General features: G+C 54.8%; 15 protein-coding genes and 1 CRISPR repeat array. Of the genes, 8 read left to right on the forward strand and 7 right to left on the reverse strand.

What is annotated here, in order from left to right; genetic code table 11:
- Positions 1-18 precede the first annotated feature (18 nt).
- Positions 19-1,017, forward strand: coding sequence for an aldo/keto reductase (locus JOE09_RS18345; RefSeq protein WP_205066745.1), 999 nt, complete (start codon positions 19-21; stop codon positions 1,015-1,017).
- Positions 1,018-1,056: 39 nt separating this feature from the next.
- Here the strand turns inward: JOE09_RS18345 and JOE09_RS18350 are convergent, their stop codons facing one another.
- Genes JOE09_RS18350 through JOE09_RS18360 form a run of 3 tightly spaced genes read right to left on the reverse strand, consistent with a single transcriptional unit; the run spans position 1,057 to position 5,432 of the window.
- On the reverse strand, positions 1,057-2,439 hold the full coding sequence (locus tag JOE09_RS18350; RefSeq protein WP_205066746.1) for an aspartate aminotransferase family protein: 1,383 nt from the start codon (positions 2,437-2,439) through the stop codon (positions 1,057-1,059).
- Positions 2,440-2,489: 50 nt separating this feature from the next.
- Positions 2,490-3,908 carry an APC family permease gene (locus JOE09_RS18355; RefSeq protein ID WP_205066747.1) on the reverse strand — a complete coding sequence of 473 codons (1,419 nt, stop codon included), beginning with the start codon at positions 3,906-3,908 and terminating at the stop codon, positions 2,490-2,492.
- Between the two features lie 30 nt (positions 3,909-3,938).
- Positions 3,939-5,432, reverse strand: a complete 1,494-nt coding sequence (locus JOE09_RS18360) for an aldehyde dehydrogenase (protein WP_205066748.1) — start codon at positions 5,430-5,432, stop codon at positions 3,939-3,941.
- 1,564 nt (positions 5,433-6,996) lie between these two features.
- Here JOE09_RS18360 and acnB point away from each other — a divergent pair.
- Positions 6,997-9,594: a bifunctional aconitate hydratase 2/2-methylisocitrate dehydratase gene (acnB, locus tag JOE09_RS18365; RefSeq protein ID WP_205066749.1), complete on the forward strand. Its 2,598-nt coding sequence runs from the start codon at positions 6,997-6,999 to the stop codon at positions 9,592-9,594.
- Between the two features lie 276 nt (positions 9,595-9,870).
- Here acnB and JOE09_RS18370 read toward each other — a convergent pair whose 3' ends face one another.
- Complete coding sequence (locus tag JOE09_RS18370; protein ID WP_205066750.1) at positions 9,871-10,794, reverse strand: LysR family transcriptional regulator; 924 nt, start codon at positions 10,792-10,794, stop codon at positions 9,871-9,873.
- A gap of 66 nt (positions 10,795-10,860) precedes the next feature.
- Here JOE09_RS18370 and JOE09_RS18375 point away from each other — a divergent pair, with 66 nt between their 5' ends.
- Both JOE09_RS18375 and yacL read left to right on the forward strand, forming a co-directional pair.
- Positions 10,861-11,478 (forward strand): LysE family translocator, encoded by a 618-nt coding sequence (locus tag JOE09_RS18375; protein ID WP_205066751.1) that lies wholly within the window; start codon positions 10,861-10,863, stop codon positions 11,476-11,478.
- Between the two features lie 195 nt (positions 11,479-11,673).
- Positions 11,674-12,039 (forward strand): protein YacL, encoded by a 366-nt coding sequence (gene yacL / locus JOE09_RS18380; RefSeq protein ID WP_205066752.1) that lies wholly within the window; start codon positions 11,674-11,676, stop codon positions 12,037-12,039.
- 344 nt (positions 12,040-12,383) lie between these two features.
- Here yacL and speD read toward each other — a convergent pair whose 3' ends face one another.
- From speD to JOE09_RS18395, 3 genes are all read right to left on the reverse strand, one after another.
- A complete protein-coding gene (speD, locus tag JOE09_RS18385; RefSeq protein ID WP_105595407.1) occupies positions 12,384-13,193 on the reverse strand; it encodes an adenosylmethionine decarboxylase in 810 nt (269 codons plus the stop codon).
- A gap of 27 nt (positions 13,194-13,220) precedes the next feature.
- Positions 13,221-14,078, reverse strand: coding sequence for a polyamine aminopropyltransferase (gene speE / locus JOE09_RS18390; RefSeq protein ID WP_205066753.1), 858 nt, complete (start codon positions 14,076-14,078; stop codon positions 13,221-13,223).
- Between the two features lie 110 nt (positions 14,079-14,188).
- Complete coding sequence (locus JOE09_RS18395; RefSeq protein ID WP_105595409.1) at positions 14,189-14,536, reverse strand: YacC family pilotin-like protein; 348 nt, start codon at positions 14,534-14,536, stop codon at positions 14,189-14,191.
- A 180-nt stretch (positions 14,537-14,716) separates the two neighbouring features.
- On the opposite strand from JOE09_RS18395, the gene cueO reads away from it, so the two are divergent.
- The 4 genes from cueO (at position 14,717) to ptuB (ending at position 21,649) form a co-directional block, all read left to right on the forward strand.
- Positions 14,717-16,405 carry a multicopper oxidase CueO gene (gene cueO, locus JOE09_RS18400; RefSeq protein WP_205066808.1) on the forward strand — a complete coding sequence of 563 codons (1,689 nt, stop codon included), beginning with the start codon at positions 14,717-14,719 and terminating at the stop codon, positions 16,403-16,405.
- Between the two features lie 183 nt (positions 16,406-16,588).
- Positions 16,589-18,058: a CRISPR direct-repeat array (repeat unit 28 nt; unit sequence GTTCACTGCCGTACAGGCAGCTTAGAAA).
- A gap of 362 nt (positions 18,059-18,420) precedes the next feature.
- A complete protein-coding gene (locus tag JOE09_RS18405; protein WP_205066754.1) occupies positions 18,421-19,353 on the forward strand; it encodes a retron St85 family RNA-directed DNA polymerase in 933 nt (310 codons plus the stop codon).
- Positions 19,350-21,008, forward strand: a complete 1,659-nt coding sequence (ptuA, locus tag JOE09_RS18410; RefSeq protein WP_205066755.1) for a retron Ec78 anti-phage system effector ATPase PtuA — start codon at positions 19,350-19,352, stop codon at positions 21,006-21,008. The genes JOE09_RS18405 and ptuA overlap by 4 nt, the downstream gene beginning before the upstream one ends.
- Positions 21,005-21,649: a retron Ec78 anti-phage system effector HNH endonuclease PtuB gene (ptuB, locus tag JOE09_RS18415; protein ID WP_205066756.1), complete on the forward strand. Its 645-nt coding sequence runs from the start codon at positions 21,005-21,007 to the stop codon at positions 21,647-21,649. Before ptuA ends, ptuB begins: the two co-directional genes overlap by 4 nt.
- The last annotated feature ends 27 nt before the right edge of the window (positions 21,650-21,676 follow it).

Below are 21,676 nucleotides of genomic sequence, written 5' to 3' on the forward strand. Positions count from 1 at the left end.
GTTAACCGGAGTATCACCATGAAAAAAAGAACGTTAGGCACTGAAGGCTTGCAGGTTTCCGCCATTGGCCTTGGCTGCATGGGAATGAGTTTCGCCTACGGTGCTACCGATGAGCGCCAGGCGATGAATACGCTGCATCGCGCCTTCGACCTTGGGGTGGATTTCCTCGACACGGCAGAGGTTTACGGTCCTTTTACCAATGAATCGCTGCTTGGCCGCGTGCTGAAAGGGCATCAGGGTAAGGTCAAAGTTGCCACGAAATTTGGCTTCCATATTACCGATGAAGGCGAGGGCTGGGAGCGCATTAAAGGCGTGAACAGCCGCCCGGAAAACATCCGTGCGGTGGCAGAGGCTTCACTACAGCGGCTGGGCATTGAGGCGATAGACCTGCTGTATCAGCATCGCCCCGATCCGGCGGTGCCGGTGGAAGAGGTGGTGGGCACCATGGCCGATCTGGTGCGCGAGGGTAAGGTTTTGCATCTGGGGCTGTCGGAAATCTCCAGCGAGACGCTACAGCGTGCGCAGGCGGTACATCCTATCGCTGCCGTTCAGAGTGAATACTCGCTGTGGAGCCGCGATCCTGAACAGGGGCTGCTGGAAACCTGCCGTCGTCTCGGCGTCGGTTTTGTTCCCTACAGCCCGCTGGGACGAGGCTTCCTGACCGGTAAAGTGGCGGCTGCAGGCACGCTGGCCGAAGATGATTTCCGCCGCTATCTGCCGCGCTTCCAGCAGCAGGCGTGGGAACATAATCAGCAGCTGGTTGTACAGCTGACGGAGATGGCGCAGGGCTATCGGGCGAGTCCTGCTCAGCTGGCGCTGGCCTGGGTGCTGGCGCAGGGAGAAAATATTGTGCCGATCCCGGGGGCACGGCAGCTGGCCCATCTGGAGGATAACTGCGCGGCGGCCGATCTGGCCATTAACGACCGCGATCTTGCCACGCTGAATACGCTGTTTGCCCCGGAGAATATTGCCGGGGAGCGCTACAGCGAGCAGGATTTTGCGCTGGTGGAGCGGTAAGGGGAGGCGGCAGACCGATCGTGGTCTGCCGTCAACCGGTTAGCGAATCTTGTATTCCTGCGCGGTGCGTTCCACTGCCCGGCGGGTTTTTTCCACCAGCTCATCCAGCTCTGCATGGGTAGCAACCAGCGCCGGTGCCATAATCATTCGCCCCAGCGTGGAACGGATAATTACCCCTTCTTCGAAGCCATAGCTGCGGCAGCGCCAGCTGATCTCATCCTCATTCGCGAAGCGTTTCCGCGTGGCTTTATCGGCGGTAAACTGTAGCGCTGCCACCAGACCGGCGCCCTGAATCTCACCGATCATGGGATGCTCGCCAAATACCTCACGCAGTTTCCGTTGCAGGTAAGGCCCGGTATCGTTTTTTACCCGCTCAACGATTTTTTCATCACGCAGCGCCTTGATATTGGCAATCGCCACCGCTGCCGCCACCGGATGCCCGGCGTAGGTCAGGCCATGAGCAAACACACCGCCGTGCTCGACCAGCGCTTCCGCCATGCGCCTTGAAAGGATCAGGCCGCCCATTGGAATGTAGCCCGAGGTCAGCCCCTTGGCGATGGTGATGGTGTCCGGCTCAAAGCCAAAATGCTGGTGGGCGAACCACTCTCCGGTACGGCCGAATCCGCCGATGACCTCATCCGCGCACAGCAGCACATCGTACTGGCGGCAGATGCGCTGGATCTCCGGCCAGTAGCTTTCCGGCGGGAAGATCATCCCGCCCGCACCCTGGAACGGCTCGGCGATAAATCCGGCGACGTTCTCACTGCCCAACTCAAGAATTTTTTCCTCCAGCTGACGGGCGCACTTCAGCCCGAACTCTTCCGGCGTCAGATTGCCGCCGTGCGCGAACCAGTATGGCTCATCAATATGGGCAATATCCGGCAGCATGCCGCCCATCTCGTGCATAAACTTCATGCCGCCCATCGCGGTACTTGCCAGCGTTGAACCGTGATAGCCGTTCCAGCGGCCAATCATCACCCGTTTCTGCGGTTTGCCCACCACCTGCCAGTAGCGGCGCGCTGTACGGATTAACACTTCGTTGGATTCCGATCCGGAATTGGTATAAATCACGTGGCTGTAGCGGTCGGGCAGCAGGCTGAACAGCAGCTCGGACAGCTCGATCACCGACGGGTGGGTGGTGTGGAAAAACATATTGTAATAGGAGAGCTGTTCCATCTGCCGCGTGGCGGCGTCGATCAAATCCTGGCGGCCGTAGCCGAGAGCGGTACACCATAGCCCTGACATGCCGTCCAGATACTGGCGGTCGTCATTGTCCCAGACGTAAAGCCCTTTAGCGCGGTTCATCACGCGCGGGCCCGCCGCGTTCAGTTTTTTCTGGTCGACGAAGGCGTGGATGTTGTGTGCCGCATCCATATTCTGCCAGGTTTGAGTGCTGTGCTGTTTTGCTTCATTATTTTTCATCGGTTGTGCTCCAGTCGGTGTAAGGTACAGCAGGATTTTTCCTGCCTGATTTAGCTTTTATGCGGTGGATTCAGTGCTTTCTCGATGGGTTCCGGGGTAAACAGCGGCTTATGCATCACCAGTTTTACCCACAGCGCGCCGATAATTGCCACCACCGCCAGTACACTGCCAGCGACGGTGAACACTTCACCCGCCATCTCCGGTGTGGGGGAGGCGTTCCAGATGCCGTACAGCATGCCGACGATCCCCAGGACCTGCGGTAGCGGGTAAAAGGGGGTTCGAAATGGACGCGGCAGATCCGGGTAGCGGCGGCGTAACACGATGACGTTGATATGGGTAATGATGTAGGCCAGCAGCCAGCAGATTGCTGCGGCCAGCAGCAGCAGGCTGATGGAGTCGGCGTTCATCAACAGCAGCGGTAGCCCGGTGATAGCGGCCACAAACAGCACCGCCAGCCACGGCACGCCGTTGCGGCTCTGGCGGTTGAAACAGGGGAAAGCCTGACCGTTTTGCGACATGCCGCTGAGCATGCGTGGGATAGTGGCCAGAGAGGAGTTCAGCGTACTGCAGGTAGCGGTGATGGCGGCGGCGAGCAGCAGCAGCTTGCCGCTTTCACCGAACACTTTGGTGGCGAACAGGAAGTGCGGTAGATCGTCCCCGACCAGGGCGGATCGCGGTAGCACCAGCAGTGCGCCGAGGCAGTAGAGGATGATGGTGATAAAAATCAGCGTCAGTCCCACCATCATTGCGCGCGGAATATCGCGCTGAGGCCGTTTGGTCTCTTCAATCAGCGGGCAGACGAACTCCGCACCGACAAACCCCCAGACGGTAGTGGCGACCAGCGCTATGGCTCCCCAACCCCAGCCCTGCGGCGCCAGGCTTCCTTGTTCAATGACGCTGTGTACTGTTTCCGCCTGCGGACTGGTAATGGCGCAGATACCCAGTACCAGCAGTACTATCATCATGATCACCGCCAGCGCCGTTTGCAGGCGAGCGAAGATATCGATGTTCATCAGATTGAACAGGGTAAACAGTAATAACACGCCGGCAGCCACGGTCAGCGGCGGCAGTGAACTGTGCGGGAAGATTTTGCCGATAATTAAATCAAGCAGCAGCAACTCTGCCGATAGCGCAAACATCGCCACGACGATATAGCCTGAAAAGGTGGCAATAATTGCCGGAAAGTGGCCGAGGGCGACCTCGGTATAGCTGCACAGGCTGCCCGATCGTGGGATCATGAGTGACAGCTCGGAGAACGAGCAGGCGTAACTGAGGGCCAGCAGCCAGGCCAGCGTTAGCGGGAGGATCAGGCTGATTCCGGCAATCCCTACCGCGTGCAGCATCATCACCATCACCCCCTGCGATACCACCAGGCCAACGGCAACGGATATCAGCGAGAGAAAACCCAGCTTCGCCACCGGCTTCACTGAAGCGAGCTTACTGGCTGATACATCTGTATTTTGCGACATGAGTCTGTCCTTTATGCAGGAGAACGAGGGTCACTGGCACAGCTGAATCCAGGTGGTTTTTAACTGGGTAAACTTGTCGAACGCGTGCAGCGAAAGGTCGCGGCCAAAGCCTGACTGCTTGCCGCCGCCGAAGGGAACGCTGACGTCGATCGCATCAATGGTATTAACGGATACCGTGCCGACATTCAGCCGCTGGGCAACCCGGTGCGCACGGCTGAGATCGCCGCTCCACAGCGACGCGGCCAGCCCGTAGACGCTGTCATTGGCAAGGGCGATCGCCTGCTCTTCACCATCGAAGGGCATCACCGCCAGCACCGGGCCAAAAACTTCTTCCTGCGCCAGCTGCATCTCGGGCCGTACGCCGGTAAAAATGGTCGGCTGGATAAAGTTGCTTGAGCCGTTAATCGTCAACCGCTCGCCGCCGCAGCGCAGTTCTGCCCCCTGTTCGCGGGCAACCTGGATGTAGCTCATGACTTTTTCGCTATGGCGGCTGCTGACCATCGCACCGGCGTGGCTGGCAGGATCGAGCGGATCGCCCGGCTGCCATTTCTGGGCCTGAGCCAGCAGACGTTCAACGAATTCATGGTGAATGCTGTGCTCAACCAGCAGGCGGGAGTTGGCGGAGCAGACTTCGCCCTGGTTGAAGAAGATGGCAGCAGCGGCTTTTTCCGCAGCCAGTTCAAGGTTGTGGCAGTCGGCGAAGATCAGGTTCGGGCTTTTTCCGCCGCACTCCAGCCAGACCTGTTTGAGGTTTGACTGCGCGGCATACTGCATAAAATATTTTCCGACCTGAGTCGAGCCTGTGAACACCACGGCATCGATATCTGCATGCAGACCAAGCGCTTTGCCGGTAACGTCGCCGTTACCGGGAAGCACATTGAGTACGCCCGGCGGCAGGCCTGCTTCCAGCGCCAGTTCAGCAAGGCGCAGCGCGGAGAAGGGCGACTGTTCTGCCGGTTTGAGTATGACGCTGTTGCCTGCGGCCAGTGCCGGGGCCAGTTTCCATGCGGCCATATCCAGCGGGAAATTCCACGGCACCACGGCGGCGATGACGCCGAGCGGTGCGCGGGTAATCATCGCGACGGCGCTCTGCGCTGTGGGGGCTATCTGGCCGTAAAGTTTGTCCAGGCTTTCGGCATACCATCTGAACACGCCTGCCGCGCCGGGTACGTCAAGCTCTCTGGCATCGGTCACCGTTTTGCCCATGCTCAGCGAATCCAGCAGCGCCAGCTCATCGGCATGCTGCATGATCAGGTCCGCCAGGCGCAGCAGAACCTGTTTACGGGAAGCGGGTGACTGCTGCGACCAGTCTCCGCGTTCAAAGCAGCGGCGCGCCACGCCGACGGCCCGATTGACCGTGTTCTGCTCGCTGATATCCACTTCGGCCAGTATCCGCTGGGTTGCCGGGTTGATAACGGCGAAGGTTTTTTCACTGACCGAGGTCAGTTTCTGGCCATCAATAATTGCCCGTTGGATAAAGTGCTGCTGTTCCGCGCGCTGCTGCCACTTCTGTTGTGTCCACATCGGTTTACCCCCGCTGGTGAATGTTGAGATGACAGGATGTTTAAAAATTGTTAAATCCTGCGTCATCCTAACGCCGGGGGGAGTGGGCGAAAATTAGTAAAAATGTATAGGGTGAGCATGAAAATCCGTGGCAGTGGGGCTGGTGGAGAATATTCTCTGGCTGAGTTGGCTGAGTTGGCTGAGTTGGCTGAGTTGGCTGAGTTGGCTGAGTTGGCTGAGTTGGCTGAGTTGGCTGAGTTGGCTGAGTTGGCTGAGTTGGTTGAGTTGGCTGTGGCTTTGGGGATCGGGGTGCAGCCTCTGCGGCGGCCGGGCGGTCCTCGCGCCGCTTCGCGGTCCCCTCGGTTTCGGCTGCGGGTCTTACGGATCGGCGCGGAGCGGGCGTCCTGCCCGCGCCACGCCTGAGCCCAGCATCCCTGCTGGTCTCTCCGGCCCCGCCGCCTGCACCTCAGCGCTGCGGATTGCCCGGCCGCCGCAGAGGCTGAACCCCTTCGTACAATGTGCTGGCTGCATGAAACTTCATGGGGATCATAGTGTTTGGTGGGGCATGCCTGAAGTGGTATGAGAATTGCGAAAATAAACGGGCCACTGCGGTGTAATGAAAGAAGGTGTCCGGGCTACACCGTGATGAAGTACGTGTTGGTACTGGTCTCTCCGGTCCCGCCGCCTGCACCTCGGCGCTGCGGATTGCCAGGCTGCCGCAGAGGCTGAACCCCTTTATGCAATGTGCTGGCTGCCTGAAGCTGCATGGAAATCATGATGTATGGTGGGGCATGCCTGAAGCTGCATGGAAATAATGGTGTTTGGTGGGGCATGCCTGAAACTGCATGATAATCATGATGTTTAGCGAGCCTTGCCTGAACAGTATGAGAATTGTGACGATTAACAGCCAGTGCCTGAAAGGTATAAGAACGGTGTTTTTGAACAGGCAACATTGTTATTGAAAGCGGGCTGGCTTTGGCCCCTGAAGGGCAATCCGCAGCGCTGAACGTAGCGAGGAAGCCAGGATTCGCCCACAGGGAAGTGGGCGAAAGACGCAGCCGCGCAGGACGCGCGTCTGCGTCGGTCCGACAGGCTGACGAACGAAGTGAGGGCACCGCGAAGCGGCGCGAGGACCGCCCGGCAGGGGCCACAGCCAGCCAGCGCGAGCACACAACTCCCACCCTCCACCAGCCAGCGCGAGCACATAACTACCAGCCATCACCAGCCCCTAACCCGAATCTCAGGTTATCAACTAATGCGAAAAGTTGACGATTTTTAGCACAAAATTAAAAGCGACAAAGATTAATTACTGGATTAAATGCCGCTATATCACCCAACGAACAGAATAAATACTAAACATTAACCATCTGACTAGTGTGGAATGCTGTAAAAAAGGAACTAACCGGAGTTGACGCACCTCGCAAATAATGTTGCTTATTTGTAAACAGATTAACATGCGAGCGAAATCCTGCTATGCTGCCCCACGCGGAACCGGGCGCCTTACCCTACACATGGATGGTTATCACTAATAGCGGTGACTTGGGTGACCCGGGATGCCATATACAATGAGAGCGAGGAGAACGTCGTGCTAGAAGAATACCGTAAGCACGTTGCCGAGCGTGCTGCCCAGGGGATCGTTCCTAAACCGTTAGATGCTTCCCAAATGGCCGCGCTGGTTGAACTGCTAAAAGCCCCTCCAGCGGGTGAAGAAGAATTCCTGTCAGACCTGTTGATCAATCGAGTCCCGCCGGGTGTAGATGAAGCGGCCTATGTTAAAGCCGGTTTCCTGGCCGCTGTCGCGAAAGGCGAAGCTACCTCCCCTCTGGTTACTCCTGAAAAAGCAGTTGAACTGCTCGGCACCATGCAGGGCGGCTATAACATCCATGCGCTGATCGAAGCCCTGGATGAAGAAAAGCTGGCTCCGATTGCCGCAGAAGCCCTGTCCCATACGCTGCTGATGTTCGACAACTTCTACGATGTTGAAGAAAAAGCCAAAGCGGGCAACCCACACGCGAAAAAAATTATTCAGTCGTGGGCTGACGCAGAATGGTTCCTGAAGCGTCCTAAACTGGCAGACAAAATCACCGTAACCGTGTTTAAAGTGACCGGCGAAACCAATACCGATGACCTCTCTCCGGCACCGGATGCATGGTCTCGCCCGGATATTCCACTGCACGCGCTGGCGATGTTGAAAATCGAACGTGATGGCATTGTACCCGACGATGCCGGTAACGTTGGACCGATCAAACAGATCGAAGAATTACAGAAAAAAGGCTTCCCGCTGACCTACGTTGGTGACGTGGTCGGTACCGGTTCATCACGTAAATCCGCCACCAACTCGGTACTGTGGTTTATGGGTGACGACATTCCTTACGTGCCTAACAAGAAGGGCGGCGGCGTGTGCCTCGGCGGCAAAATCGCACCGATCTTCTTTAACACCATGGAAGATGCCGGTGCACTGCCGATCGAAGTGGAAGTCGACAAGCTGAACATGGGCGACGTGATCGATATCTTCCCTTACAAAGGCGAAGTGCGTAACCACGAAACCGACGAACTGCTGGCGAACTTCGAGCTGAAAACCGACGTGCTGCTGGATGAAGTGCGCGCCGGTGGCCGTATCCCGCTGATTATCGGCCGTGGCCTGACCTCGAAAGCCCGTGAATCTCTCGGCCTGCCGCACAGCGATGTGTTTGTTCAGGCGAAAGATGTGGCTGCCAGCACACGTGGTTTCTCACTGGCGCAGAAAATGGTTGGCCGTGCCTGCGGCGTGGACGGTATCCGTCCTGGCGCTTACTGCGAACCGAAAATGACCTCGGTAGGTTCTCAGGACACCACCGGCCCGATGACCCGTGACGAGCTGAAAGACCTGGCCTGTCTGGGCTTCTCAGCCGACCTGGTGATGCAGTCGTTCTGTCACACCGCTGCGTATCCTAAGCCGGTTGACGTGACCACTCACCATACTCTGCCTGACTTCATCATGAACCGTGGCGGCGTGTCGCTGCGCCCGGGCGATGGTGTTATCCACAGCTGGCTGAACCGTATGCTGCTGCCGGATACCGTCGGTACCGGTGGTGACTCCCACACCCGTTTCCCAATCGGTATCTCCTTCCCGGCGGGTTCTGGTCTGGTGGCGTTTGCCGCTGCGACCGGCGTGATGCCGCTGGACATGCCTGAATCGGTACTGGTGCGCTTCAAAGGCGAAATGCAGCCGGGTATCACCCTGCGCGACCTGGTTCACGCGATCCCGCTGTACGCGATTAAAGCAGGCCTGCTGACCGTTGAGAAGAAAGGTAAGAAAAACATCTTCTCCGGCCGCGTGTTGGAAATCGAAGGCCTGCCTAAGCTGAAAGTTGAGCAGGCATTTGAGCTGACCGATGCTTCCGCAGAGCGTTCTGCCGCCGGTTGTACCATTAAGCTGGATAAAGAGCCGATCATCGAGTATCTGCAGTCCAACATCGTGTTGCTGAAGTGGATGATCTCTGAAGGCTACGGCGATCGTCGTACGCTGGAGCGCCGCGTAGAAGGCATGGAAAAATGGCTGGCCGATCCGCAGCTGCTGGAAGCCGATGCTGACGCAGAATATGCCGCGGTGATCGACATCGATCTGGCGGATATCAAAGAGCCAATCCTGTGTGCGCCAAACGATCCGGACGACGCCCGTCTGCTGTCTGACGTGCAGGGCGAGAAGATCGATGAGGTCTTTATCGGTTCGTGCATGACCAACATCGGTCACTTCCGTGCCGCTGGTAAACTGCTGGATGCCCATAAAGGGCAGCTGCCAACCCGCCTGTGGGTGGCTCCGCCAACCAAGATGGACGCTGCACAGCTGACTGAAGAAGGTTACTACAGCGTATTCGGTAAGAGCGGTGCGCGCATCGAGATCCCGGGCTGTTCACTGTGCATGGGTAACCAGGCGCGCGTGAAGGATGGTGCAACGGTGGTATCGACCTCAACGCGTAACTTCCCGAACCGCCTCGGTAACGGTGCTAACGTGTTCCTGGCCTCCGCCGAGCTGGCTGCGGTTGCTTCTCTGCTGGGCAAACTGCCTACGCCGGAAGAGTATCTGAAGTTTATGGATCAGGTGGATAAAACCGCCGTGGATACCTATCGTTATCTGAACTTCGACCAGCTGAGCCAGTACACTGACAAAGCTGACGGCGTGATTTTCCAGACTGCGGTCTGATAACGCCGAGAGAGAGGATTTTTCCGCTTTCAGTCGGTAAAAATCATTCAGATTGGGCAATGCTTCAGGTAGAAATGGATGAGCATTGCCCCGTTAAAAAGAGCCGCCGGTCGGCTCTTTTTTATTGCCCGTCTTAAACTTCCCCCCACTGAAAGCGGCCTCCCGTCAGGCTCATCTTTGCCCGAAGCCCCGGCGGCTGCCATTCCCGTCAGACCTGTCTCTGCCCGAGGCTCCGGGTGTGATGCCCGGCGGTCTGTTGTGCATTGATTTTCTTCTTCATGCCTGCAATTTCAGCCATGCCAGAAGCTCCGCCTGCGGGCTGCCCGGCACGAGGGGCTTTGGCGACAGCAGGCAGTAGTGGGAACCATCCTCGACAAACCCCAACGGCGCGTTCAGCACGCCGCTCTCCACATCGTCTCGCACCAGGTGCCACGGGCCGATGGCCACCCCCAGACCCGCCACGGCGGCCTGCAGGCTGAAATAGAAGTGATCGAACGTTTGCCCCGCATTATCAACAGAGGGATGATCCGCAGCGGCCGCCCATTCCTGCCATGCGCCGGGCCGGGTACGCGTATGCAGACGCGGTGCATCACGCATGAGTGTGGCAGTATGCTGCTTTTCGCTAAACCAGCCTGCGGCCTTATCCGTACGGCAAACCGGGCCGACCTTTTCAGCAAACAGCGGTTCGGCGTGATAGCTCCCCGGTAGCGGAAAATCGCTGCGGCGAATTGCCAGATCGATACCGCTGGCAAAAGAGAACGGGCCGCCGCCAGCAACAAGATGAACGTCGGTGCCCGGATGGCGAGCCTGAAAATCTGACCAGCGGGGGATCAGCCAGCGCATCAGCAGCGTTGGTTCGCAGGACAGTACCCACCGCCGCTTCTGGCTGGCGCTGGCGCGCAGCTCGCTGACCGCCTGGCGCATCAAATCCATTCCCTCTCCGACTGCCCTCGCCAGCGTGCGGCCCGCAGCGGTCAGAAATACCCGTCGGCTGCGGCGCTCGAACAGCGCCACGCCCATTTCGTCCTCCAGCAGGCGTACCGCCCGGCTGACCGCGCCGTGCGTAAGGTGAAGCTCAGCGGCGGCGCGGCTGAAGTTCTCCAGCCTGGCGGCGGTCTCGAAGCAGCGCAGCGCCAGCATCGAAGGCAGTCGCTCATCGTTTAATGGTGATTCAGGCTCACCGTTGATGTCAGAAATCATCGTTATTCATCCTGATAACCTACCGCTATTATCGCGGCAATTAACTCATTTCTGACAGGATAACTCATGACCGAACTGATAGCTGTAATCACCATTACTCTGCTGGCCGTGATCAGCCCGGGGCCGGACTTTGCCATGGTCACGCGCAACAGCCTGATGCTGTCGCGCCGGGCGGGCGTGCTGACAGCACTGGGGATTGGCCTTGGCGTGCTGGTTCACGTGACCTATACGCTGGTTGGCGTCGGGCTGCTTATCCAGCAGTCGCTCTGGCTGTTTAACACCATCAGGCTGGTGGGTGCCGTCTGGCTGGTGTATCTCGGCGTTAAAATGCTGCGCTCCCGCGCGGGCGGCGCGCCGGTTGACCGCCGTGTGTTACCGCTGTCCGACGCGGCGGCGCTGCGCACCGGCTTTCTGACCAACGTCCTCAATCCGAAGACGACGATCTTTATCGTCAGCCTGTTTATGCAGGTGGTAGGGCCTGAAACGCCGCTGGCGGTGCAGATCGGCTACGGCGCGTTTATCTCGGTGGCGCATATGGCGTGGTTTAGCCTGGTGGCGCTGGGCTTCTCGGCGGGTGCAGTACGGGATCGATTGCTGGCCGTGCGCCACTGGATTGACCGCGCTTTTGGCGGGCTGCTGGTTGTATTTGGCCTGCTATTGGCAGTAACGGGAGGAAATCGTTAAGTGCGGCAGTGCCAATGCGTTCATGCTGGCGTGTGATACCCGCCGCTGACAAGCCGTTGCGAACCTGACCGTCGTCGATATTGCTGTTTTTCCCCCGCCGGGCTGCGATAATGCGCGCTGATGCTCAGTATTATCCGGGCAGAGGCGCAAAATAGCCTTGAGCATGCGCGGTCAGTCTGCCGGGAGGGGAACACGATGGAATATGAATTTTTACGCGATATCACCGGGGTGGTGAAGGTTCGCATGTCGATGGGCCACGAGGCCGTTGGCCACTGGTTCAACGATGAGGTGGATGAAAAAAATCTGGCATTGCTGGATGAAGTCGAAGCCGCCGTTGCCAGCGTTAAGGGCAGCGAGCGCCAGTGGCAGCGCGTGGGGCGGGAATACACTCTGTGGCTGGATGAGGAAGAGGTGATCGTTCGTTCTAACCAACTCGGCTTTGAAGGCGATGAAATGGAAGAGGGCATGAACTACTACGACGAAGAGAGCCTGTCGTTCTGCGGCGTAGAGGATTTTCTGGCGGTGATTACCGCCTACCGCGCGTTTCTGCAGGGGCGTTAAGCCCGGTAGCCCGGCGCGATCATAACGTCCTACCTGAAACGATCACTACCGTACAGTCAGTGTGGGAATAACAGCGCGATCTTGCCCAGCGGCGGATCGCGCTCACCGCCGACAGGCGGCTTAGAAAATAGATCCAGCAAGACCATCGATATGCACGGTGTTCACTGCCGTACAGGCAGCTTAGAAACGGCGCTTTAGCTCTGCCTCTGCCGCTTCAGCGTTCACTGCCGTACAGGCAGCTTAGAAATAACAGGAAAGGTATGGTTTTAGACAGCACATCCTTAAGCCTGCTAAAGGGCGATCCGCAGGTCGCCCTTTAAGGCTCTCATGCCTGTATGCAGCAGCTACTGCGTTTTTAATCCCACCGACGGAATATTGCGTCCGTAGTAAATCTCCCGCATCTCTTTCCACAGCAGATCGGTGATCCGCTTGTGCTCCTGCGGGCTGAGATCGTCAGGTTTAGTGTTAAACAGATAGTGGCGAAGATCGAAATCCTTCAGCAACATCTTGGTGTGGAACATATTTTCCTGATAGACGTTCACGTCCATCATGTCATACATCCCTTTCATATCGTCGGACATAAAGTTCTGGATTGAATTGATCTCGTGGTCGATAAAGTGCTTCACCCCGTTTACGTCGCGGGTGAAACCGCGCACGCGATAGTCGATGGTGACAATATCGGATTCCAACTGGTGAATCAGGTAGTTCAGCGCCTTCAGGGGCGAAATCACCCCGCAGGTCGACACTTCAATATCGGCGCGGAAGGTACACAGGCCGCCTTCCGGATGGCTTTCCGGGTAGGTGTGAACGCAGATATGGCTTTTATCCAGATGGGCAACTACCGAGTTCGGCAGCGGGCCAGGATGTTCAGAGGTATCAATATCGCGCGGATCGATCGGCTCTTCGCTGACCAGAATCGTTACGCTGGCACCCTGCGGTTCGTAGTCCTGGCGGGCAATATTCAGCACGTTAGCGCCGATAATCGAGCAGGTTTCGCTGAGAATTTCCGTCAGACGGTTGGCGTTGTACTGCTCATCAATGTACGCAATATATCCGTCGCGTTCCGCTTCTGTGTTCGCGTAACAGATATCGTAGATACAAAAACTCAGGCTTTTCGTCAGGTTGTTGAAGCCATGTAGTTTAAGCTTTTGCAATTTCGTTCACCCCCTTAAAATGCCCGGTCATTTGGCCAGCGCATTTAACAGATACTGTGGCAGGGCAAAGCTGCCCGCGTGGATTGCTGGATTGTAGTAGCGGCAGGTCAGCCCGGAGGCGGCAAAGCGCGCGGCAATCGTTGTTGCATCCAGCTGGCGCAGCGCCGGATTATCGCTGGCCCAGGCAAAGGTCATGATGCCGCCGTAGTAGGTCGGTACCGCCGCCTGATAGAAGCTGACGTCTGTGAAATAGTGGCCGAGTTTGCGGTGGCTGTTGACCGCCTCGTCCTGCTGCAGGAAGCAGACGCCATTCTGCGCCACGAAGATGCCATTTTCATTAAGGATGCGGTGGCAGCCTTCGTAGAAGTCTGAGGTGAACAGGCTCTCTCCCGGACCGATCGGATCGGTGCAGTCAGAGATAATCACGTCAAACTTTTCAGCGGTCTGCTTCACGAAGTTCACGCCGTCATCAATCACCAGCGTAAAGCGCGGGTCGTCATAGGCACCCTGGCTGTGGTTCGGCAGATACTGTTTGCAGAAGGTCACCACTCCGGCATCGATCTCAACCATGGTGATTTTTTTGATGCTCTGATGGCGGCTCACTTCGCGCAGCATGGCACCGTCGCCGCCACCGATAATCAGCACGCTTTCCGCCGCGCCGTGGGCCAGCAGGGGAATATGGGTCATCATCTCATGATAAATGAACTCATCGCGCTCGGTGGTTTGTACCACGCCGTCCAGCGCCATCACGCGGCCCAAAGCGGCATTTTCAAAGATGATCAGATCCTGGTGCCCGGTCTGCTCGCGATACAGTACATTATCGACAGAAAAATACTGTCCGAATCCGGCATGAAGGGTTTCATACCACATTTCTTTATCGGCCATGGTGGGGTTTTCTCCTCATAACAGCCACGAAAAATGGGGGGAAACAGGATAGCGATTTCTGACCGTGGTTGCACGGTCAATTCAGACGCGGGGAGGGGAACGGCGGGTAATTATCGGACGTAGGCAAGCAGGCTCAGTGAGTCGCGGGCCAGGGATTTGCACTTGGTGTCGTTCGGAATGGCAATACCGCTCAGATCGCGATAGCTGTCCTCACCGAGTGCTTTCATATTGAAGCTGTTGTAATTGCTCAAATCCCAACGATTCTGCTGCGCATAAAACATCAACGCACGACGAACCTGCCCGTCCGGAAGATCCTGGTAGCCACAATCATTTTTCAGATAAACAAATACAGCGGTTAAATCGGCCAAATCTTCTGCTTCCGTTTCACTCAGGGCGAAACTGGTGGAGGAGAAGCCAAAAAGCCCTAGCAGCAACAGAGCCTTGATGCTTTTCTTCATAGTTATTCTCATTCGTGTGCAATGAGCAGACGTTAGCACAGTTCAGGCCGGGTGCCAGCCCCTTTTCCCTTAGAAATCCTGCGATATGCCGTTTTCGCATTTTTTATCGCGGCTTGACCTTCCCGCTGGGTAAGGGTTTATGCTGCCTGTATTTTCGACATCTGACAAAAGGAATGGATGATGCAACGTCGTGACTTTCTAAAATTAAGCGCCGCGCTTGGCGCAGCAAGCGCCCTGCCGCTGTGGAGCCGCTCGCTGATGGCGGCTGAACAGCGTCCTTTATTACCCGTTCCCTCACTGCTGCTGCCCGATGCGCGCGGTGAAATTAAACTCGTGGCCCAGCAGGGCACCAGCCACTGGCGGGGCAAAGATGTTCCCACCTGGGGCTACAACGGCGGCCTGCTTGGCCCGGCGATCCAGCTGGAGCGCGGCAAAGAAGTCCGTGTCAATATCTTCAACCGCCTGCCCGACGCCACCACCGTACACTGGCACGGTCTGGAAATTCCCGGCGAAGTAGACGGCGGGCCGCAGGCGAGAATTGAACCGGGGCAGCAGCGCAGCGTCAGCTTTACCCCTGACCAGCCCGCCGCCACCTGCTGGTTCCACCCTCATCAGCATGGACGTACGGGTTATCAGGTTGCGCAGGGACTGGCGGGCTTGGTGCTGATCAACGACCCCGAGAGCGGCAAACTCCTGCTGCCAAAACAGTGGGGCGTGGATGATATTCCGGTGATCCTGCAAGATAAACGCCTGACCGAAGACGGCAGCAAAATCGATTATCAGCTCGATGTGATGGACGCGGCGGTCGGCTGGTTCGGCGATATGCTACTGACCAACGGCGCGATTTATCCGCAGCACGGCGTGCCGCGCGGCTGGCTGCGTCTGCGCCTGTTGAACGGCTGCAACGCCCGCTCGCTAAATCTGACTACCAGCGACGGCCGACCGATGTACGTGATTGCCAGTGACGGTGGTCTGCTAGCGGAGCCGGTCAAACTGAGTGAGCTGCCGATGATACCGGGTGAGCGCTTCGAAGTGCTGGTCGATACCTCCGACGGCAAACCGTTTGAACTACAAACGCTGCCGGTGCGACAAATGGGCATGACGCTGACGCCGTTTGACCAGCCGCTGCCGGTGCTGTCGATTACCCCGCTGCGGGTCATGGCCAGCGGCACGCTGCCGGACAAGCTGGTGGAGATGCCTGCCGTTGCGGTGCCGCAGGCTTCCGACACTCGTTGGCTACAGCTGATGATGGACCCTGAGCTGGACCGCCGGGGCATGCAGGCGCTGATGGATAAATACGGCCATGCGGCGATGGCGGGGATGGACATGTCCGCGCACGGGATGGGCGGTGCGACAGGCGATCGTTCTGCAGCAGCAACAGCCGGGAAAATGCAGGGCATGGATCACGGCAGTATGAGCGGAATGGACCACGGAAAGATGGCCGGGATGGGGCACGGCAAGATGGCGGGAATGGACCACGGCGATATGAAGAATAAGCAGGCGAAATCTCCGGCACCCTTCGATTTTCACAATGGAAATAAGATTAACGGCGTTGCTTTCAATATGGAGAAACCCGCGTTCGAGGCGAAGCAGGGCGTGTGGGAGAAGTGGACCATCTCCGGTGAGGGCGACATGATGATGCATCCTTTCCACGTGCACGGCGCCCAGTTCCGCATCCTGTCTGAAAACGGCAAACCGCCGGCAGCGCACCGCAGCGGCTGGAAGGACATGGTGCTTGTAGAGGGCTGGCGCAGCGAAATTCTGGTGCGCTTTAACCACAAGGCGGACAAACCCAACGCCTATATGGCGCACTGCCATCTGCTGGAGCATGAAGATACCGGGATGATGCTGGGCTTTACCGTGGCGTGATGGCTGGAGCCGCCGGGGCAATATTGTGCCTCGGTGGAACTGGTGAGTTGATACCCTTTATTTTACGGTTTTTTCATCTATCTGATTTGTATGGATATTATTATGGCTGTAAAAAAGAGGGGTTAACGAGCGCTTAAAGCGAAAACCTGATTATCCTCATCGGGTTATCGTGACAGGATAACGGTTCACTGCCGTACAGGCAGCTTAGAAATGGCGTGCCACTTCGGCGATTAGGCTGGTTTCGTTCACTGCCGTACAGGCAGCTTAGAAATGGAAAAACTTCTGGGAAGAAATGGCCCGTAAGTTCACTGCCGTACAGGCAGCTTAGAAAACCACACCTCTATCTCCGAAGGCGTTATATTTGTTCACTGCCGTACAGGCAGCTTAGAAATGGTACATCGAGCCAGCGGAGACCGGACCACCGTTCACTGCCGTACAGGCAGCTTAGAAAAATCGTCAATATTGCCATCCCAATGTATGAGGGTTCACTGCCGTACAGGCAGCTTAGAAATGCGTGATAGTCTCGGGCCAGGCAGGCGTAGTGTTCACTGCCGTACAGGCAGCTTAGAAATTTCCAACTCCGCAACGTGGGCTACTGGATTCGTTCACTGCCGTACAGGCAGCTTAGAAAAGTGCAACATCCAGAGGCTGTGTATTCCAACCGTTCACTGCCGTACAGGCAGCTTAGAAATGAATCATAAAACCGGTGGTGGCATCCTGATGGTTCACTGCCGTACAGGCAGCTTAGAAAGATAAGACCTGCAAAATCTCCTCATCGGTCGTGTTCACTGCCGTACAGGCAGCTTAGAAATACAACCCCGGATGTAACATGAATGGCGAAAAGTTCACTGCCGTACAGGCAGCTTAGAAATTCCCAGATGATGCCAGCACCAGCCACAGACGGTTCACTGCCGTACAGGCAGCTTAGAAATGACAGCGGACCAGCAGCGCGTAATTGCTGAAGTTCACTGCCGTACAGGCAGCTTAGAAACAATCGCGTTAAACCCGTTGTTCTGGTCCAGCGTTCACTGCCGTACAGGCAGCTTAGAAAAGGAGAATGGTGTAGTGCTCTGCAAAATGGGGGTTCACTGCCGTACAGGCAGCTTAGAAATGACAGGCAAAACCGGCAGTCCGCCAAAACCTGTTCACTGCCGTACAGGCAGCTTAGAAAAAACTCGCCTACCCATACCGGCGCGATGTTCTGTTCACTGCCGTACAGGCAGCTTAGAAAAAATAACAGCAATGTGCAGAGACTGGTAATGTGTTCACTGCCGTACAGGCAGCTTAGAAAAGAGAACGGCTTGAATCCGATAACAGTGACATGTTCACTGCCGTACAGGCAGCTTCGAAACATTCGGCAGAACTGTTCGGGTGAGGCTTAAAGTTCACTGCCGTACAGGCAGCTTAGAAATTTCAGGAAGAGAGACCATCGAAGCCGTCAGGGTTCACTGCCGTACAGGAAGCTTAGAAAAGTATTGGGCCTCAAGCGCATTAATTGCCGCTGTTCACTGCCGTACAGGCAGCTTAGAAAAGGTTGCAGCCCGTAGCTCTCGGTGCGAATGATCGTTCACTGCCGTACAGGCAGCTTAGAAATTACAGTCCTCACAGGTGTCCATGCCCCACTAGTTCACTACCGTACTGGCCGCTTACAGATGCTTGCTTTATCTACGAGCCAGGTAGAACAGGTGTACTATCGTACTGTCTCCATCACTAGAATCACAGTAGCTTATCTGGGCACATTGTTTGACTGACGTAAATTAACTAATTGAATTTTATGAATTAAACATTGTTGTTAAGTAGGGGCATGTAAGATAAGCTTGAACAACTCTTTAGCGTTGGACGTATTACGTCTAGTCGGGTGATTAGCCAGACTCTAACTTATTGAACGTATTTGGGGTTGCGAAAGTGTCGCAACCCTCACTCGTTCCTCCTTCGGGTTGCGACACTTTCGCTTCCTTTAGTAAAGAGTTGAGCCCGGAAGAATAGATCCTTCCGGGCTTTTTACAGGTAATATTATGTCGTTAATTAACAGGTTAGCTACGTCGTTACAGCAGAGCGAACTGAAGGTAAATGCATACCTGGAAGGTGCATCGGGTAAGTACAAAGTTTACAGAATTCCCAAACGTACAACGGGTTTTCGAATCATTGCGCAACCTGCTAAGGCGCTGAAAGATTACCAACGTGCTTTTCTCCAGCTTTACCGCTTCCCCATTCATGAGTGCGCGATGGCGTATCAGAAAGGCAAAAGCATACGTGATAACGCGTTGGCTCATGCTCGAAATCCTTACCTGCTCAAAACCGATCTGGAAGATTTTTTTAATTCAATTACGCCCGATATTTTCTGGCAATGTGTTGAACGATCTTCCTCCAGTGAGTTGCAGTTCCAACTAGCGGACCGACGCTATGTGGATCAGGTTCTCTTCTGGAAGCCTACCAAACGCAGCACGCGGTTGATGTTGAGCGTGGGGGCGCCTTCTTCCCCTGTTATCTCGAATTTTTGCCTTTACGAATTCGACACACTCATTAATGAATACTGTCGTGAACTGGACATTATTTACACACGTTATGCGGATGATCTGACTTTTTCCTGCAACACCCGTGAAGTGCTTAAGTCCGTTCCTGCGATTATCGAAACACTGTTAAATAAGATTTTCAGCAAAAAACTAAGGCTGAATCGTGGTAAAACCATTTTTTCTTCTATGGCGCATAACCGCCATGTTACGGGCGTCACGCTAAATAACGAAGGTCGGCTTTCTTTAGGTCGTGAACGCAAAAGGTTTATCAAGCATCTTATTAATCAGTACCGATATGGGATGATTGATGAATCTGATAAGGCCTATCTTGTTGGACTACTGGCTTTTGCAAGCCATATTGAGCCAGATTTTATTCTTAGAATGAACGATAAATATTCATATGAGCTGATGGATCGTTTGAGGAGGCAGCAGTGACTAAACAACTGGAGCGTAAAGCCAGAGGAGGGAGTTTACTCTCTGCCTTCGAACTTTATCAGCAGGAGAAAAGTACAGCTTCTCTCGGCCCGGATGAGAAAGCCGGAGAGTGGTTCGAGTTTTGCTGGAGTTATCTACAAAATTCCGCACATCTCAATTCCGACATATATTCTCCAGAAAATCCATTTTTCATGCGTTCGATGTCACTGACCGATTTCCGTCGCTTCCCACAGCTCGATATAAATTTTGAAGCCGATCTGACCATTATTATTGGTAATAACGGGAAGGGTAAAACCAGTATTCTTTATGCGATTTCCAGGACGTTGAGCTGGTTCACTGCGAATATCCTTAAAGAGGACAGCAGTGGGCAAAGACTTAACGAATACTTGGATATCAGGAATGATTCAGATAATCGTTTCACGGATATCAACTCCAGTTTCTCTTTTGGCAAAGGACTTAAGAACATTTCTATCCGGCTTTCGCGCTCAGCTTTGGGCGCTGCTGAGCGGAGAGAAAGCATTATCAGACCGGCTAAAGAGGTTGCGGATATCTGGCGGGTTATCAACGATCGGAGAATCGTTAATCTTCCTGTTTTTGCACTTTACTCCGTTGAACGCTCACACCCCTTCAAAAAATCGGCAAAAGAGAGCGCTGAAAACCGAGAAGAGCGGTTTGATGCATACAATTATGCGTTAACCGGTGCCGGGCGTTTCGATCACTTTGCTGAATGGTTTATCTCTCTTCACAAAAGATCTGAGGCTCAAGGGGCATCGGCAATCGAACTACTGCAAGAGCAGGTGAATGACCTGGAGCAGTTAGTCAACAACGGGCTGATCTCAATGATCCCGCTTCTGGAAGAGACGAAAAGTAAACTACTGACGGCTCAGCTGAGAAAAGAGGCGCTCCAGTCCGTGAACATTCTGACGGACGTGACCCAAATGGATATTGTATCCCGAGCCATTACCCGGGTCGTCCCCAGCATAAGTCGCATTTGGGTTGAGACATCATCGGGTGCGGATATTATCAAGGTTACGAACGATCTGCAGGATGTCACTATTGAACAGCTATCTGATGGACAACGGGTATTTCTGGCCCTGGTCGCCGACCTCTCGCGACGTATGGTTATGCTTAACCCGCTGTTAAAAAATCCGCTTGAGGGTCGAGGCATCGTTCTCATTGATGAGATTGAGCTACATCTTCATCCAAAATGGCAGCAGGAAGTTATCGTTACTTTGCGCACGGTTTTCCCTAATATCCAGTTTGTCGTCACAACCCACAGCCCAATCGTGTTATCCACGACTGAAACTCGCTGTATCCGTGAGTTCAGGGAAAACGATAAAACCGGAGAGGTGTTTTTGGCCGTCCCTCCTATTCAGACCAAAGGCAGTGAGAATTCGGAAATTCTTGAGCAAGTGATGGGCGTTTTCTCAACTCCGCCGAACATTGCTGAATCCTATCTCCTTAGCAATTTTGAGGAATCAATTATTGGTGAGGGTGATGAACTGAGTGCTGAATCTCTCAACCTTTATAATAATATCGCTTCGCATTTTGGCCAGAATAGTTCCGAGCTGAAAAAAGCAGACAGCCTGCTACGCCTTCACCGAATGAAAAACAAAATTAGCCGAGCAAAACGCGAAAAGGATAATCAGGGATGAAGTTACTCAACCGTACTGCTGGACCGGAACATTTACGCCAGTTCAGGGGCGGACGCGACCGGTGGAGGGCTGTTGATAAAGAATTAATTTGGCGGTATTTATTAGAAATGCAGGGTGAGTTTTGCGCCTATTGTGAGTGCAGTCTCAATCGGAAGCACATAGAACATTTCAGGTCGAGAGATGAATTTACTGCATTAACCTTTGAATGGGGGAATTTATTTGGATCGTGTGGGGATACAAAAGCAGGTGGCTGGCAACGTTGTGGAATATATAAAGATAATGGCGCAGGTCAGTACCATCCGGATCACCTTATCAAACCTGATGATGACAACCCTGACGATTATCTTTTATTCCTGACCTCGGGGCAGGTTGTTCCTGCTAAAGGCATCGACGAGATAAAATTATTAAAAGCGCAGGAAACTATTAGGGTATTCAACCTTAACGGAGATTCTGCACTGCTTGGCCGTAGAAAAAAAGCGTTAAGCTTCATTATGGAGGAAGTTAAAGAGCTTTATGATGCCTATGATGAACTTGGTGAAGAGCAATGGCGCGAATTTCTTGATGATGAGGTTAACGCTTCTAAAAATAAAGAGTTCAGTACGGCATTAAAGCACGCATGGCTTCACAAATGCGATTATTAAGTGGTATTGATTTTGGTGTTTAGTTAA

This window comes from Pantoea coffeiphila (assembly GCF_016909495.1).
Classification (GTDB): Bacteria; Pseudomonadota; Gammaproteobacteria; order Enterobacterales; family Enterobacteriaceae; genus Erwinia; species Erwinia coffeiphila.